This is a genomic window from Arthrobacter sp. ISL-69, assembly GCF_018613775.1.
In the GTDB taxonomy this organism is placed as follows: Bacteria; Actinomycetota; Actinomycetes; order Actinomycetales; family Micrococcaceae; genus Arthrobacter.
Genome location: NZ_JAGGPO010000027.1, coordinates 20,652 through 35,698, shown reverse-complemented (window position 1 = coordinate 35,698; position 15,047 = coordinate 20,652). Strand labels below are relative to the sequence as shown.

The window sequence follows — 15,047 nt, the reverse complement described above, 5'->3', positions numbered from 1 at the left end:
AGGGACTACTTGCCTGCGACTACGTCGAGTTCGATCACAGCGGCAACGTCGTCGTGCAGACGGACGTTGGCCTGGTAGGAACCAACCGACTTGATGTGTGCCGGCAGTTCAACCTTGCGCTTGTCGATGCGGCCGAGGCCAGCGGCCTCAACAGCGTCGGCCACGTCGCCCTGCTTGACGGTGCCGAACAGGCGTCCGGTTTCGCCAGCCTTGACAACGAGCTTGACCGGCTTGGCGGAGAGTGCAGCAGCCTGCTTCTGAGCATCTTCCAGGGAAGCGTGCTCGCGGGCAACGCGGGCAGCCTTGATGGACTCAACCTGCTTTTCGCCACCCTTCGACCAGGTCAGAGCGAAACCGCGGGGCAGCAGGAAGTTACGTGCGTAACCGTCCTTGACCTCGACAACGTCGCCAGCAGCACCGAGACCGGTTACTTCGTGGGTCAGAATGAGCTTTGCCATTTTAGTTAATCCCTTCCTTAGCCGCGGCCAGCGCCGGAGTAAGGCAGCAGAGCAACTTCGCGGGCGTTCTTGATTGCCTGGGCGATCTTGCGCTGTTCCTGCACCGTGACGCCAGTGACGCGACGGGCGCGGATCTTTCCGCGGTCGGAGATGAACTTGCGCAGCAATGCTACGTCCTTGTAGTCGATGACGGTGATGTCAGCGGCCTTCAAGGGGTTGGACTTTGGTTTGGGCTTACGGAGTTCAGCCTTAGCCATCGTGGAGCTCCTATTCTATGGAGCCCGTGGATATTGATCCACGGGATGGTGGTGGTTCGACGGCGGCACTCACCCGGGAGCCGTGAGGCATCCCGGCGGGTTCCGGCGCCGGACCTGAATTATTGGTTAGAAGGGAGGTTCGGAATCCGGGCCGTTGCCCCAGCCGCCGCCCGCATTGCTGACACCGGGCGTTGCCCAGGGGTCTTCCTGCGCTGCGGGCTGGTTGCCGCCCCAAGTTCCTCCGGTGTTGCCGCCCTGGTTTGCACCCTGGCCGCCACCGAATCCACCGCCGCTGTTGCCGCCGCCGAAGCCACCCTGACCACCCTGACCGCCGGAGCGCTGGGTGCGGTTGACCTTGGCGTTGGCGTAGCGCAGGCTCGGGCCGATTTCATCGACTTCGAGCTCGATAACGGTGCGCTTTTCGCCTTCTTTGGTTTCGTAGGAACGGCTCTTCAAACGGCCGTTGACGATAACGCGCATGCCCTTGGTAAGGGATTCCGCGACGTTTTCGGCTGCTTCACGCCAAACCGAGGCGCGGAGGAACAGGGTTTCCCCGTCCTTCCACTCATTCGACTGGCGATCGAAGGTGCGGGGCGTAGAAGCGATGGTGAAATTCGCTACTGCCGAACCTGACGGTGTGAACCTCAGTTCGGGGTCATTGGTGAGATTACCGATGACCGTAATAGTGGTTTCGCCTGCCATCTACTGCCTCCTTGTTCGTTCCTGCGGGGTAAAGATTGAATGCCGGGAGCTGAAATTACTCAGCAACGACCTTCTGCTCTTCGGGGCGGGTGATCTTGGTGCGCATGATGGTCTCATTGAGACTCAGCTGGCGGTCAAGTTCCTTGGCGGTGTCCGGCTTGGCGGTGAAGTTCACCACTGCGTAGATACCTTCAGACTTCTTCTTGATTTCGTAAGCCAGGCGACGACGGCCCCAGATGTCAACCTTTTCGATGGTTCCACCATCGTTGGTGATGACGTTCAGGAACTTCTGAAGCGTTGGCTCAACGGTACGCTCTTCGACCTCGGGGTCGATGATTACCATCAATTCGTAAGGACGCATATGTGAACCCACCTCCTTTGGGCTAAGCGGTTACGGCATTTCCGTAACAGGAGGTTCATTTGCGATGCCATGCACGCCCGGTCACCAAAACGGAGCCAGGACGCAGCACAGACTTCAATATCTTAGTGCATTTAGGCCGGTTTCGGCGATTCGTGACCCGTTCAGGCTAGTCCCGTGGCCGCGCCGGGCGGAAACGTCCCCGGACGCTATGTGGAAAAGCGTGCGGGAAAGGGGCCCGGTCTGTTTGTTTGGCTAGAGTAACGACACATGGACACCAGCCCTCCGCCCGCCAGGATCAGACGAAGCCGGCTGCGGTTCTTTGCCATGGTCGCGGCAGGCCTGGCTACCGCGGCAGCAACCGGGCTGTCCGGGCACTGGGTCGAAGCGCCGGCCGTCGGTTGGGGCAGCGCCGCGCTGGTCTACGTGGCTTGGGTGTGGCTTGTGGTGGGAAGGCTCGACCCCGCCGGGACGCGGGCCCATGCGACGTCGGAGGACCCGTCCCGCAGAACAACCGACCTGCTGATCCTGGTGGCCAACGTTGCCAGCCTGGCCGCCGTTGCCGTAGTCGTCGTGGATTCGCACAGGGCCGACGGCGGCTCGCGACTCAACGGCGGGCTCCTGGCCCTGGCGTGTGTCGCATTGTCCTGGATCCTGGTGCAGACACTCTTCACCCTGCGCTACGCCGAGCTCTACTACAGCACCGGCAAACGCGACGCACGGGAGGTGGGCGGCATTGACTTCAACCAGGAGCGGCCGCCGCAGTACACGGATTTTGCCTATCTCGCCACCAGCCTTGGCATGACGTACCAGGTGTCTGACACCAATCTTCAGAACCACCTCATCAGGGCCGAGGCCCTCAAGCACAGCCTGCTTTCCTATGTCTTCGGCACCGTCATCCTCGCCACGACCATCAACCTGGTAATCGGACTGGCCTGAGTACGGGCCGAATGGACCGGGCTCCCGGGCGGAATTGATTGCTCGCGGTCTTGACCCATCGGACGCCGAGGAGCACTATGACACAAGCACCGGTCTCACCTCGGCGACGATAGGGGTAGACCATGGGAAAAATCACGCGTCGCAGGGCGGCAGGGGCCGGAGGAATTAGCCTCAGCGTCCTCATCGCAGCCATCCTTGTTGCTTCAGGACTTTCCTTCGTGTGGAACCAGACGCAATCTGCCCCTGCCCAGGCCGTGGCAACCGCCGGCCCTGCTCAGTTGCGTGGAGTGGACGGCGGTCCCGATTACTTCAGGAACTTTCCCAATTCACTGCCTACCGATCCTTCCTATTTCCCCATCGGCATCTGGCAGGAAAGCCTAACCGACCTCGCCGACGCCCCTAAGGACCGCGTCGTCGGAATCAATCTGTACGTTGATCTGACGAGCAATTCGGACATCACACTTGCCACCAACCAAGGGATGCACGCCTTGCCCAGCACTCCGTTTCCGACTGCCACAGGACGGATGCTTTCGGATGAGGTGGACATGTGGGCAGGCCCCGGTGATGCGGCCTGGACAGGTATCTGGCCGGGATACGGCCCAATTTGCACGCCGGAGAACCAGCGCTGCGGCTACACCGTCCAGCGCGACCTCCGAAAGTCTCTGCCCGCCGGAACGATGGTCTATGCGAACTACGGAAAAGGCGTGACGTTCTGGGAAACCAACGAGCAGGCTGCCGTCTTCATCAATGAATTCCAGGACGTGGTGTCGGCGGATACCTATTGGTTCACGGACCCGTTCATTTGCGGCCCCTCCGAAGGCGGTGCCGTGTTCGCCGCCGGAGGCCAGTTGGCACCGGAGAAGTGCAGACTGGCCGCCAACTACGGCTGGACCATCGAACGGCTTCGTTCGCTGGTAACGCCAGCAAAGAGCAAGCCTGTCTGGGCATTCGTTGAAGTGGGCCATCCCTTCACTGAAGCCGATGCACCGAATATCTCCGGACCGGAAATCCGCGCCGCAGTGTGGAGCAGCCTCATCCACGGGGCCCGAGGGATCGTGTACTTCAACCACAACTTCGGCGGAGACTGCCAGACCCAGCATGTGCTGAGGGACCCCTGCGGGGATGCAGTCAGACCGTGGGTGACGGATGTGAATGCACAGATTACGAGGCTGGCGCCTGTACTCAATGCCCCTTTCCTCGACAATGCACTCTCCCACGGCGAAGGGATTGATGCCGCCGTCAAGGTCCGCGACGGATCGCTCTACGTCCTGGCCGGTGCTGGCGCCGCTGTAACTGTCCTGGACGAAAACCGCACCGTGACGATGGCCGACGGCGCCTTCAGCGATCACTTTGCGGACGGCAATGCCGTCCATTTATACAAGATCGACGGCGGCGCCGCGTCCTGCGTCAAGTAGCGGAGCCGCCGAACTTCCTGGCTACGCCGGCGTCCGGAAGAACAGTTCGGTCACACGGGCCAGCCGGAACGGGTCTTCGACGCCGCAGAGTTCGCGTGCCGAGTGCATGGACAGCAGCGGCACACCCACGTCGACAGTCCTGATGCCCAGCCGCGTCGCTGTCAGCGGCCCGATGGTGGAGCCGCACGGCATGACGTTGTTGGAGACGAACTCCTGGTAGGGAATGCCTGCCTCCCCGCACAGCCGCGCCCAGAAGGCGGCCCCGGGTCCATCAGTCGCATAGCGCTGGTTGGCGTTGATCTTCAGCAAGGGCCCGCCGTTGAGGACCGGCCGGTTGACCGGATCGTGGCGCTCGGCATAGTTAGGGTGCACCGCGTGACCCGCGTCGGCGGACACGCAGAAGGACGCCGCCAGCGCCTGTCGCCGCTGGCTCGCCGATGCACCGAGGCCGTCCGAGATGCGCACGAGGATGTCCTCGAGCAGCGGGCCGCAGGCACCCGAGCGCGAGTTGGAGCCGATCTCCTCATGGTCAAAGGCCGCGAGGACGGCGATCGGCCCGCCGTCCGCGCGCTCCCCGGCCTCACCGTGTGCGATGAGTGCTGCCAGGCCCGCATGGGTGGCGGACAGGTTGTCCAGCCGGCCGGAGGCGAAGAACTCACTTTTGGCCCCGAAAACCGCGGCTGGCTGCGTGTCCGCGATGACGACGTCGTACCCGCCGATCTGTGCCGGATCCACCGGCGCGGAGCCGGGAGCCGCCGGGGTGGCCCTTTCGGCCAGCAGCGCGAGGAGGTCCTCGCCGGCCGGGTCGCCGAGCCCGAAGACGGGATTCATGTGCTGCTGCTTGTCCAGCGCAAGGCCGTCGTTCACCGCCCGGTCCAGATGAATGGCCAGCTGAGGGAAGCGAAGCAGCGGTCCGGTGGCGGTCAGGCACTGCGTGCCGTCGAGCATCACCAGGCGCCCGGCCAGCTGCAGTTCACGGTCCAGCCAGGAGTTGAGCAGCGGACCGCCGTAGACCTCGACGCCTGCCTGGAGCCAGCCGAACTTCCCCATGGTGGGCTTGGGCTTGAGCTTGAACGACGGCGAATCGGTGTGCGCCCCCAGGACGTTGAACCCGGTGGTGGGTCCGGCAGTCTCCGGCGTCACCCAGGCGATCAGCGCACCGTCGCGGACCACGTAAAACCGGCCTGCCGCGCCGGCTTCCGGGCCTTGGCTTGCGCCGGCCGGCCACGCCTCAAGCTCGTCCAGTCCGGTGAAGCCCGCCTCGTCCAGCCGCCGCGCGGCTTCCTCCACTGCGTGGAAGCTCGATGGCGACGCGCTGACGTACGCGCCGAGGTCCCGGATATGGTCTGCGGCGGTGGCGTGGGAAGGCATGGCTCCGAGTCTAGCGGTGCCACGACGACCCACCGTTGAAGGCCCTTTTCCACACCGTTTCCTACACCGTGACGTTGAGCCCCGCCGTGTAGCCGCCTGCCACCGAACCGGACATGGTGGCCAGCTGGTAGATGCCGCCGTCGTCGCCAAAGACGTTGTCCGAGGAGAGCGTGGTATTGGGAAAGTTCCGGGCGCTGGACTCGTAGCCTGCCGTGGCATAGACCTCGGTGCAGGCAGCCTCCGTCATAGCGATCTGGGAGACCGCCAGCACCTGGCCGGCCACCGTGGCATTGCTCATGGACTCGAAGACTTCGAAGTGGATGTGGGGCCAGCGGCCTTTGTACGCCCCGGGGAAGATGGTGGTGAACGAGACCTGTCCGTTCGCGTCAGCTTCCTGGACCCCGCGGAGGAAGTTCTCGTTTTCCAGCCCGGCGTCGTACATCGAGTACTTGCCGTCGCGGTCGCAGTGCCAGGCATAGACGGCGGCGCCGGCGAGCGGTTTGCAGCCGTTGGCGTTGTCCAGAAGAGTCAGGGTGACCGTCAGCGGGGTGCCTTCGGCCTTGGTGGTGGAGGTCCCGAAGCTCGAGGTGATGTCCTGCCGGACCACACCGGATGCCTCCAGGACGTTGGGCCCGTTGGAACCGTCTCCCGGGTAGGGGCCCGCTGTCTCCTGCGGAATTTCCACACCGCATTCGGCAATGGCACGGGTCAGCGTGGCGGACGCCGACGCGGAGGGGGTCGCCGTCGCTGTTGCGGAACCGGTGGCGGCCGCCGTCGTACTGGCAGCTCCGGAGGTGGACCCGCCCGGGCTGCAGGCAGCCAGTGCTGCGGCCGCGGCGCCGGCGCCGAAAAACATGCCCAGCGACCGGCGGCTCATCAGCGTCGAAAGGTCGAATTCCAGGCCGCGGTCATGGTTGGGATGCGGTTCGTGGGGAGGCTGCGGTGAAGTAGTCATGGACCCATGAAACTCCGAACGACTATGCCGCGCATAGGCCGTTCCTGTGTGCCGGTTGTGCGGTTCCTTCAGGCGCAGCGGCGGTTCCTTCAGGCGCAGCGGCGGTGCCCGCCGCAGGGTTCTCGCCGTTTCGTGAATGACTGGTCCAGTCGGGGACTTTGGTCCCTACCCCCGGTCCGCGGACAGGTATCTACTGGTGTGTGGGTCCGACCGCCTGCGGCTGCCGCCCTGCCAGGAGAACAACCAGGAGAGAGCTATGTCCGGTGCGTTGAAATGGTCCCCGTTCGAGTCGGCCCGATGGCCGGACGCCGACGACGTGGCGGGCAGGGCTCCCTCGGGCTTCACCGGCGCACTCGGGCGGGTCTTTGATCGCAACAACGTACAGGTCCCCGCTCATAACGAGGAGGTCCGTATCGCCGATGTGCATGTCGAGGAGTTCGTCGACCGGGAGACCCTCGTGGTCCGGGCCGACATGCCCGGCGCGGACCCGGACCGTGACATCGAGGTGTCCGTGGCCGGAGGCGTGCTTCATATCCGCGCCGGACGCGGGGATTCCGATGGTCCCTCCGACGGGAACGGCCATCATTCCGGGTTGCATTACCGCCCCTTCACCCGCAACCTGCCGTTGCCGGAAGGGGTTACCGACACAGATATCAAGGTGTCCTTCAGGGACGGCGTGCTCGAAGTCAGAACGCCGCTTCCCGCGGCACCATTAGCCGATGCCCCGGAGAAGCGGCTCCCGATCAGCCGCGAATAGCGTCGGATCCATCGGCCAACAGGCTCATTCAACCAGCCGGGCGACCGGGAAAGAGGCAGCAGAACATATGAAACGGGTCCCTCAATGGAACTGAAAACACAGTGGCACCGGCTTGATCCCGCTACCCGCCGCTGGTTCATGGACAATCCCGGCTGTGTGGTGCTGCCGAGGACGATCGCCACGATCGTTGCCCGGGTTGCCGATGAGCCGGTGGTTCGGGACCAGCACGGCGCCATCCAGCTCAGTGCGGAGGACGTCAGCTTCATTCAGACCCGGGTTCACAGTTCCGCCGCCGCAGCCGGGGAGCACAAATTCTTCGATTCCGTGCAGCCGGGCCAGGGCGTGGATCCGGCGACGGAAGTGGACTCCGAAAGCACGGAGTCCGGCCACCTGGACTGAAGGCGGCCGGACTCCGGTTGCGGGCGGGTTACGCCCGCTGCTGCTGGGCTAACGCAAGAGAATTACGACGCCGGTCCGGCACCTACGCCGGCTTCTTCGGCTGTGGCGTCCGTCCGGTCGGTGCTGGTCGTGGCGGTTTGTTCGGTCCCGGTTTGTTCTGTCCCGCCGGTGCTGCCGAGGTTCTTGCGGTAGCGCCAGACGCCGATGCCCACCACAACCAGAGCCAGTGCCAGTGAGAGCAGCAGCGACTCCCGGGTGGACTCCAGGACCACCATGCCGATCAGCAGCGCAACAATGCTGACGATGGACACCCAGGTCAGGTAGGGGAAGAGCCACATCTTCAGGGCAAGATCCTTGGCGGCCGCGCCCATGCGGCGGCGGAGAATCAGCTGCGAGGAAGCGATGACCAGCCAGACGAACAGCGCGATGGCGCCTGACGTGTTGACCAGGAACAGGAACACCGTGTCCGGCGCAATGTAGTTGAGGCCGACAGTAACGAAACCCACCACGGTGGAGGCCATCACCGCAGCGGCCGGAACGCCGCGCTTGGAGATCTTCATCCAGGCCCGGGGTGCGTCCCCCCGGCGGGAAAGCGAGAACAGCATGCGGCTTGCCGTGTAGAGGCCTGAGTTCAGGCAGGACAGCACCGAGGTCAGGACCACAATGTCCATGATGGTGCCAGCGCCCGGGATGCCGAAGAGCTCGATTACGGCGACGTAAGGGCTCTTGGCCACGGAGGCGGAGTTCCACGGCAGCAGGGTGACCACGATGGCGATGGAACCGATGTAGAACACCAGGATGCGCCAGACGGTGGACTTCACGGCCTTCTTGACGGCGTCCACGGGGTTCTCGGACTCACCGGCGGCGATGGTGGCGATTTCAGCGCCGAAGAAGGAGAAGACGACCACCAGGATGCCGGCGAGCACTGCCGCAGGTCCGTTGGGCAGGAATCCGCCGTTGTTGACCAGGTTGTCCAGCCCCGGTGCCGGAACTCCAGGGATCAGGCCCAGGATGGCGGCCACGCCGAAGAGCAGGAACAATACGATGGCAGCCACCTTGATGGAGGCAAACCAGAACTCGAACTCGCCGTAGGACTTCACCGAGCCCAGGTTCGTCAGCGTCAGCAGCACCATGAGGACCAGCGCCCACACCCACTGGTCGATTCCCGGAACCCAGCGGTGCATGATGGCTGCGCCAGCCGTTGCTTCGATTCCCAGGACTATGATCCAGAACCACGCGTAGAGCCAGCCGATGCTGAATCCGGCCCACCGACCCAGGGCCTTGTCCGCGTAGGTGGAGAACGATCCGGTCTCGGGGTTGGCCGCGGCCATTTCACCCAGCATCCGCATCACCAGGATCACCACGATTCCCGCAGCCATGTAGGCGAGCAGGATGCCGGGGCCGGCCTGCTGGATGGCGGCACCGGAGCCGACAAAGAGGCCAGCGCCGATCACGCCGGCAATGGCGATCATGGACAGGTGCCTGGGTTTCAGGGACTTGGAGAGCTGTTGGTCAGCGTGCATGGAAGCGCCGTCCTTAGTTGAGGGTGCGGGCCCCGGACAGGCACGGATCTCCGTGCGTCAGGCCACATTTCTCTCTCACCCTAGACCGGATGCCGGACGCCACATCTTGTGCAGTCGAACATATTGGGTGCCCATGAAACAGCGCTTCCCACAACGAAGAACAGCATTAGGCAACGAAAGTATCCCTTAAGGCAAAATGGAAATGTGCCCGAAATCTACTTCCGGGTAGTTAGTAGTCCGGATTGCTCGGGACCACCAGCCCTGTCTCGTAGGCATAAACAACTGCCTGAACCCTGTCCCGGAGATGCAGTTTGGCGAGGATCCTGCGCACGTGGGTTTTCACGGTTGCCTCGGACAGGAAGAACCTCTGGGCGATCTCGGCGTTGGACAGTCCCTCGGCCATGGCCTCCAGCATTTCCGTTTCGCGCGGTGTCAGCGCCTCCAGCAGAGGGTCCCTGTGCTGCTCGTCGCCGTTTGCATGCCTGCCCCGGCCCGCTGCCGGCGCGGAAGCTCCCAAGCGTTGACCGGGCACGGCCGAGGGGTGGTCCCCGCGAACATAGGCTTCCAGCAGGCGGCGCGTGACGCGCGGTGCCACCACGGCGTCTCCGCTGGCCACCACCCGCACTGCATTCACCAGGTCAGCCGGGGCCACGTCCTTGAGCAAAAATGCCGAAGCACCGGCCTGCAGGCCGGCAAAGGCGTACTCGTCCAGGTCGAATGTGGTCAGGATGATCACCTTGGCGGCGGATCCTGAAGAGGTCACTGCCCGGGTTGCCTCGATTCCATCCAGGACCGGCATCCGCACATCCATCAGCACCACATCCGGGTTCATTTCCCTGACCTGCCGGATTGCTTCCGCCCCGTCGGACGCTTCCCCCACGATCCGCAGATCATCCTCGCCCTCGAGGATCAGCCGGAAGCCCATCCTCAGCAGCGGCTGGTCGTCCACCAGCAGGACTTTGATCGGTGCATTGCCATTCATGATTTTCCTTGGTCCCCATTCCAATTCAGTACAGCCCTGACCCGCCATCCTCCGGCGGCCGGGCGTCCGGCTTCCACCGTACCGCCGTAGATCCCCGCCCGCTCGCGCATTCCGGTCAGACCCTGGCCGGTCCCCAGCGGTTTGGCTCCGCCGGCCACCGTTCCCGCTCCGCCCGTTCCCGCCTGGCCCACAGTGCCCCGGCCGTCGTCGAGCACTTCAATGGTGACCGTGCCGTCAGCACGCACCATGCTCACATCCACCCGGCTCAGGGCCCGGCCGTACCGGAGCACGTTCGTCAGTGATTCCTGAACAATCCGGTAGACGGTCAGCTGGAACGCCGCGTCGTCAGGAAGTGCCGGCCCGGTGTGCGAGTAGTGCAGCGGCAATCCCGCCGTACGGAATCCCTCCAGCAGTTTGGCAAGGCTGTTTCCTGCGCTCAGGGGCTGGCGCGGTGCCTGTCCGGCGGGCGATTCGTCGCGCAGGACTCCCAGCACGCGGCGCATGTCGGCCAAGGCCGTCCGTCCGGTCCGCGACAGTTCGGCCAGCACCACGGCGGCGCGGTCCGGGCTCTTCCGGACCACCACGGCCGCGCCGTCCGACAAGGTGACCATTACCGTCAGGGAGTGGGCAACGACGTCGTGCATTTCCCTCGCGATCCGGTTGCGTTCAGTGACCGAACCCAGTTCCGCCGTCCGGGCCGCCCATGCGGCGATTTCCTGTTCGTGTTCCCGGCGCTGCCGGACGGAGATGCCGATTCCGGTGGCGATGATGTTGGACAGCGTGATGGTGATGCCGGCAACGATTCCGAAGACAAGCTGCGAATTCTCCGGCGCTGCGGGACCCCCGTTGGGAAGCGCCCGTTCCAGCGGCCCCACAAGGGTGAGGAAGTACAGCAGTGATAACGGAGCGTTGGCCAATGCTAGCGCCGTGATGGAGAACCTGCGGGACCGCTGCACTGCCAGCGCATAGAGGGCAAACCAGAGGCCCCCTGAAACATTGGAGCCCCAGGGGTGCAGGAAGGTGATGCCTACTTCCAGCACGGCCACTGCCGCCACAACGGCCACCGGATGGGACCGGCGGAACGAGAGCGCAACGGCGACGGCGGCAAGGAGCGCCGTCGCCGCCCAGCCGCCGTCGGCCACGGTGTCCACTGTGGTGGGAGTGACGAGGAGCAGGTAGCACAGCACCACCACGGCATCCATGGCCCGGGGGTGCCGGTGGAGGTACCGCCGAAGCCTGCCGCGGCGCCGGTCGGCGAGTGCGGCAAAGGACGCATCAACCTGATTCAGGGCTGATGCGTCCTTTGCCATCGGTTCTTCATGCATTCGTTGAGCCTAGACGGCCCTTCCGCTGCGGGACCGGCTCATACGTCGCGCTTCTTCAGCAGGATCATGGCGAGCACTGCGGGAACGACCACCCACGCGCCGAGCACCAGGGCCGCCTGCCACGCCTCAAGGGACCCGTCCACATGGTTCACGGCCGTCAGGGCGTCCACGGTGTTGCCCGGCAGGTACTTGCGGGCTTCCTCGAAGAATTCGCCGGGAATCAGCTGGAAGGCGATCGGAACCACGAAGAAGAGACCCACCAGGCTCATGATCCCGCCGGCGGAATTCCGGATGATGCTGCCCAGGGACATGCCGATGGTAGCCACAGCGGCCACGTAGAGGCTGTTGACGATCAGGAGTTTGACCGACTGCGAACTGGCCAGATCCAAGCCAAGGTCGTAGTTGTCCAGGATCGGAACGGATATCAGGCCGGCCAGCAGGGTCGAGACGCCTGTGAGGGCGAAGGACACGACACCAACCACGAGGAATTTCGCCACGAAGGCGGGGATCCTCTTGGGCACGGCCGCGAACGTGGAACGCGCCATTCCGGTGGTGAACTCGGAGCTCATCAGCAGCACGCCGAGGGACCCGAGGATCAGCTGGGCGAAGACGACCCCGGAAGTGGGCGCGGTCACCGCAATGTCTCCGCCCTGGGCGGCCATCTGGGCTGCCGCTGCCGGATCGGACGCCATCTGCTCGCGGAACTGGCCCGTGGAGAATGCCGCCAGAGCCCCGAAGCCAACCATCACCAACATGGTGGAACCGAGCAGGATGAGCGTCGAGAGCAGGGTGCGGAACTTGATGAATTCCGAGTTCAGCACACGCAGGAAACTGGGACCGGGGCCCGGTGACGCCGGACGGCCGGCCGGAAGGGCAGCCTGCCCTGCGGGCGTCCCGGCTTGAGGCTGGCTGCCGGACTGGGCCCGGCGGCCTGAGGGGTTGGGTTCCAAAGTGGTTGAGCTCATGGCTTAGTTGCCTCCGGTCTGGGCGGGAACGGGGGCTCCCGTGGTGATCAGCGAGTGGTATTCGACCTCATCCTTGGTCAGCTCCATGTAGGCCTCTTCGAGGCTTGCCTGGAGCGGAGTGAGTTCGTAGATCATGACGTCGTTGTCCAGGGCGGCGCGTGCGATCTGGCGGGGATCCAGCCCCTTGACCTCCAGCAGTTCCTGATCCTGGGCCTCCACCGAAACTCCCGCGCCGGCGAGGAGGCGCATGAGCTGGTCGGGCTGGTCGGTGCGGACCCGCGTGCGGCTCGCGCCCTTGCCGTTGATGATGTCCCTGATGGGGGCGTCGGCAATGATTTTTCCGCGGCCGATCACAATCAGGTGGTCCGCCGTCACGGCCATTTCGCTCATCAGGTGGCTGGACAGGAAGACGGTCCGCCCTTCAGAGGCGAGGTACTTCACCAGGTTGCGGACCCACACCACCCCCTCCGGGTCCAGCCCGTTGACCGGCTCGTCCAGGATGATGGTCTGCGGATCCCCCAGCAGTGCCGCGGCAATGCCCAGCCGCTGGCCCATGCCCAGCGAAAAGCCCTTGACCTTCTTTTTGGCGACCTCACCCAGTCCGGTCATTTCGATGACCTCGGTGACGCGCTTCTCGGGAATGCTGTGGGTGGCGGCCATGGCCAGCAGGTGGTTGTAGGCCGAACGGCCCGTATGGACTGCCTTGGCGTCCAGCAGGGCACCGATTTCCCGCAACGGGGCGGCGTGCTTGGCGAATGGGACACCGTTGACGGTGACCGAGCCCGACGTCGGGGTGTCCAGTCCCATGATCATTCTCATGGTGGTGGATTTGCCGGCTCCGTTGGGGCCAAGGAAGCCGGTGACCTGGCCTGCCTGGACCGTGAAATTGACTCCGCCGACGGCGGTTTTATCGCCGTAGACCTTGGACAGGCCTTTTGCTTCAATCATGGAAGCGTTCCTTTGCGTAGCTGTGGATGCGGTGACGGCTTCTGCTCGCCGCAGATCCGTTCGTACCACCCACGCTACAGACGCAAGCCTCCGATTTCGCCGGTCTCAGGGATGATTCAGGGTGCAGTCAGGGTAGTCCCAAGGGATGACCCCCGCCCCGTTCCGCCTGCCTACTCCGGCTGCGGCGAGTAGTAGGTCAGCGCCCCGGCCAGCACGGAGAATTCGACGCGGCGCACGCCGGGCATGGCTTCACCGTCCACGGCCAGGGCCATGGGCGATCCGGCTGCCTCCACTGTCACCGACGTAGTTTCGCTCAGGTGCGTGATCCGGGACGTGGCCACAGTGCCCGTAAGGACGGACCACAGCAGCCGGATCCGCGCAAACGACTCGTCGGCGGTGATCATCCGGAGGTCCAGGACGCCGTCGTCCATCACCGGCCGCACCAGCGGGGCATGGTCCCGGGGGTAGTAGCGGCCCCGGCCAACGTAGAGGATCCACAGCTTGTGGCGGACGCCGTTCACAATCATGGTGGTCGGGGTTCCGGAAGCGAAGGTCCGGAACATGGCCCCGACTCCGGCAAGCGGTTTGCCGAGGGCCGGCTGGAGCTGTTCCCGCCGGCGGACCAGGTTGGGATACAGGCCGATGCTGGCCGTGTTGAGCATGATCCGTTCCAGCTTTTCGGGACTTCCCGCGAGGCCCCGTTCGAGCCGGACATGCCCGACGTCGGCGCGGGCCGCCGCCCCGTTGGAGGCCGCCTGCACGGCATCTTCGAGGGAGGATGTTCCGGCGTCACGGGCAAAGTGGTTCAGTGTTCCGCCGGGAAGGACCAGCAAAGGAAGCGAGAGTTCGACGGCGACAGCCGCCGCCGTCCCCACCGTTCCGTCCCCGCCCCACACGCCGAGCGCCGTCACACCGGGCCGGACAGCAGCCGCCTCGATCTCGGCGGCGATGTTTCCTTCGTTACCGATCTCCTGTATATGCGCCAACGGGAATACATCCTGCAGCGCCTTCACGGTTTCCGGCGCATAGGACCCGCCCAGGGTGTTGACCGCGATGCTGAGGCCCTCGCCGCCGGGCAGCTTTGCGGCCTCGGCACCGGAGCGGCTGGTCTCCGGGAAGGGCGGGCGGACGGGCCACCACTTGCGGGTAATCATGGCTGCACCGGCGCCTATGGCGGACCCGAACAGCACGTCCGAGGGCCAGTGGGCGCCGGTGTGCACACGGGAATATGCAACACCGGCCGCAAGTGGCGCCAGGGCTGCGCCGATGGCCGGCTGAACCAGCCCGACGCCCACGGCAAAGGCCGCCGCGGACGCCGAGTGGCCTGACGGCATTGAGGAACTGGTGGGTTGCGGGTTGACGAACCTGAACACGGGAAGATGCTCGGGCAGCGGTCGGGCACGCGGAAGGAGTGTCTTGAACACCACGTTGGTGATCGCCGACGCCACGCCCTGGGCAATCAGCCCGTGCAGCGCTGCGCGCCGCGGTTTGCCCGGGATGAGGGCCAGGCCTCCGGCCACCGCGAACCAGAGCTTTCCGTGGTTGGCGGATGCCGAGAGCCGCCTGAACAGCACATCATGGTTGCCGCCGGGCAGGCCGGACACGGCCTTGAGTAACATCCGGTCCAGCCCGGCGACCAGGCCCGGGCCCTTCCTCAGCATGCTTCGCATTTTCCCACCCTACCGCCGTGGAG

Annotated in this window: 16 protein-coding genes; 4 read left to right on the top strand and 12 right to left on the bottom strand. The window is 64.8% G+C overall.

Annotation, left to right across the window (positions count from 1 at the left end):
* Positions 1-5: 5 nt before the first annotated feature.
* From rplI to rpsF, 4 genes are all read right to left on the bottom strand, one after another.
* Entirely contained in the window at positions 6-458 is a 453-nt protein-coding gene (gene rplI, locus J7I79_RS19130; RefSeq protein ID WP_011693939.1) for a 50S ribosomal protein L9, read from the bottom strand.
* Positions 459-475: 17 nt separating this feature from the next.
* Entirely contained in the window at positions 476-715 is a 240-nt protein-coding gene (gene rpsR / locus J7I79_RS19125; RefSeq protein WP_003800144.1) for a 30S ribosomal protein S18, read from the bottom strand.
* 126 nt (positions 716-841) lie between these two features.
* Positions 842-1,417: a single-stranded DNA-binding protein gene (locus tag J7I79_RS19120; protein WP_104174567.1), complete on the bottom strand. Its 576-nt coding sequence runs from the start codon at positions 1,415-1,417 to the stop codon at positions 842-844.
* A gap of 55 nt (positions 1,418-1,472) precedes the next feature.
* Positions 1,473-1,778: a 30S ribosomal protein S6 gene (rpsF, locus tag J7I79_RS19115; protein WP_055802737.1), complete on the bottom strand. Its 306-nt coding sequence runs from the start codon at positions 1,776-1,778 to the stop codon at positions 1,473-1,475.
* A gap of 267 nt (positions 1,779-2,045) precedes the next feature.
* Between rpsF and J7I79_RS19110 the strand changes: the two genes are divergently transcribed.
* Entirely contained in the window at positions 2,046-2,714 is a 669-nt protein-coding gene (locus J7I79_RS19110; RefSeq protein WP_214955908.1) for a DUF1345 domain-containing protein, read from the top strand.
* 122 nt (positions 2,715-2,836) lie between these two features.
* Positions 2,837-4,129 carry a hypothetical protein gene (locus J7I79_RS19105; RefSeq protein WP_214955906.1) on the top strand — a complete coding sequence of 431 codons (1,293 nt, stop codon included), beginning with the start codon at positions 2,837-2,839 and terminating at the stop codon, positions 4,127-4,129.
* A gap of 21 nt (positions 4,130-4,150) precedes the next feature.
* Here J7I79_RS19105 and J7I79_RS19100 read toward each other — a convergent pair whose 3' ends face one another.
* On the bottom strand, positions 4,151-5,500 hold the full coding sequence (locus J7I79_RS19100) for a M18 family aminopeptidase (protein ID WP_214955904.1): 1,350 nt from the start codon (positions 5,498-5,500) through the stop codon (positions 4,151-4,153).
* Between the two features lie 61 nt (positions 5,501-5,561).
* Positions 5,562-6,455: an intradiol ring-cleavage dioxygenase gene (locus J7I79_RS19095; protein WP_214955902.1), complete on the bottom strand. Its 894-nt coding sequence runs from the start codon at positions 6,453-6,455 to the stop codon at positions 5,562-5,564.
* 256 nt (positions 6,456-6,711) lie between these two features.
* Between J7I79_RS19095 and J7I79_RS19090 the strand changes: the two genes are divergently transcribed.
* Positions 6,712-7,212: an Hsp20/alpha crystallin family protein gene (locus J7I79_RS19090; RefSeq protein WP_214955900.1), complete on the top strand. Its 501-nt coding sequence runs from the start codon at positions 6,712-6,714 to the stop codon at positions 7,210-7,212.
* Positions 7,213-7,296: 84 nt separating this feature from the next.
* The gene (locus J7I79_RS19085) at positions 7,297-7,611 is read left to right on the top strand and encodes a hypothetical protein (protein WP_214955898.1); all 315 of its coding nucleotides are present in this window, start codon (positions 7,297-7,299) and stop codon (positions 7,609-7,611) included.
* 62 nt (positions 7,612-7,673) lie between these two features.
* On the opposite strand, the gene J7I79_RS19080 is transcribed toward J7I79_RS19085, so the two are convergent.
* From J7I79_RS19080 to J7I79_RS19055, 6 genes are all read right to left on the bottom strand, one after another.
* Complete coding sequence (locus tag J7I79_RS19080) at positions 7,674-9,134, bottom strand: amino acid permease (protein ID WP_214955896.1); 1,461 nt, start codon at positions 9,132-9,134, stop codon at positions 7,674-7,676.
* Between the two features lie 229 nt (positions 9,135-9,363).
* Complete coding sequence (locus J7I79_RS19075) at positions 9,364-10,116, bottom strand: response regulator transcription factor (RefSeq protein ID WP_214955895.1); 753 nt, start codon at positions 10,114-10,116, stop codon at positions 9,364-9,366.
* A complete protein-coding gene (locus tag J7I79_RS19070) occupies positions 10,113-11,441 on the bottom strand; it encodes a sensor histidine kinase (RefSeq protein ID WP_214955894.1) in 1,329 nt (442 codons plus the stop codon). Before J7I79_RS19070 ends, J7I79_RS19075 begins: the two co-directional genes overlap by 4 nt.
* Before the next feature lie 38 nt (positions 11,442-11,479).
* Positions 11,480-12,406: an ABC transporter permease subunit gene (locus tag J7I79_RS19065; protein WP_214955892.1), complete on the bottom strand. Its 927-nt coding sequence runs from the start codon at positions 12,404-12,406 to the stop codon at positions 11,480-11,482.
* A gap of 3 nt (positions 12,407-12,409) precedes the next feature.
* Complete coding sequence (locus tag J7I79_RS19060; RefSeq protein ID WP_214955890.1) at positions 12,410-13,354, bottom strand: ABC transporter ATP-binding protein; 945 nt, start codon at positions 13,352-13,354, stop codon at positions 12,410-12,412.
* Between the two features lie 170 nt (positions 13,355-13,524).
* Complete coding sequence (locus J7I79_RS19055; protein ID WP_214955876.1) at positions 13,525-15,024, bottom strand: bifunctional phosphatase PAP2/diacylglycerol kinase family protein; 1,500 nt, start codon at positions 15,022-15,024, stop codon at positions 13,525-13,527.
* Positions 15,025-15,047 lie beyond the last annotated feature (23 nt).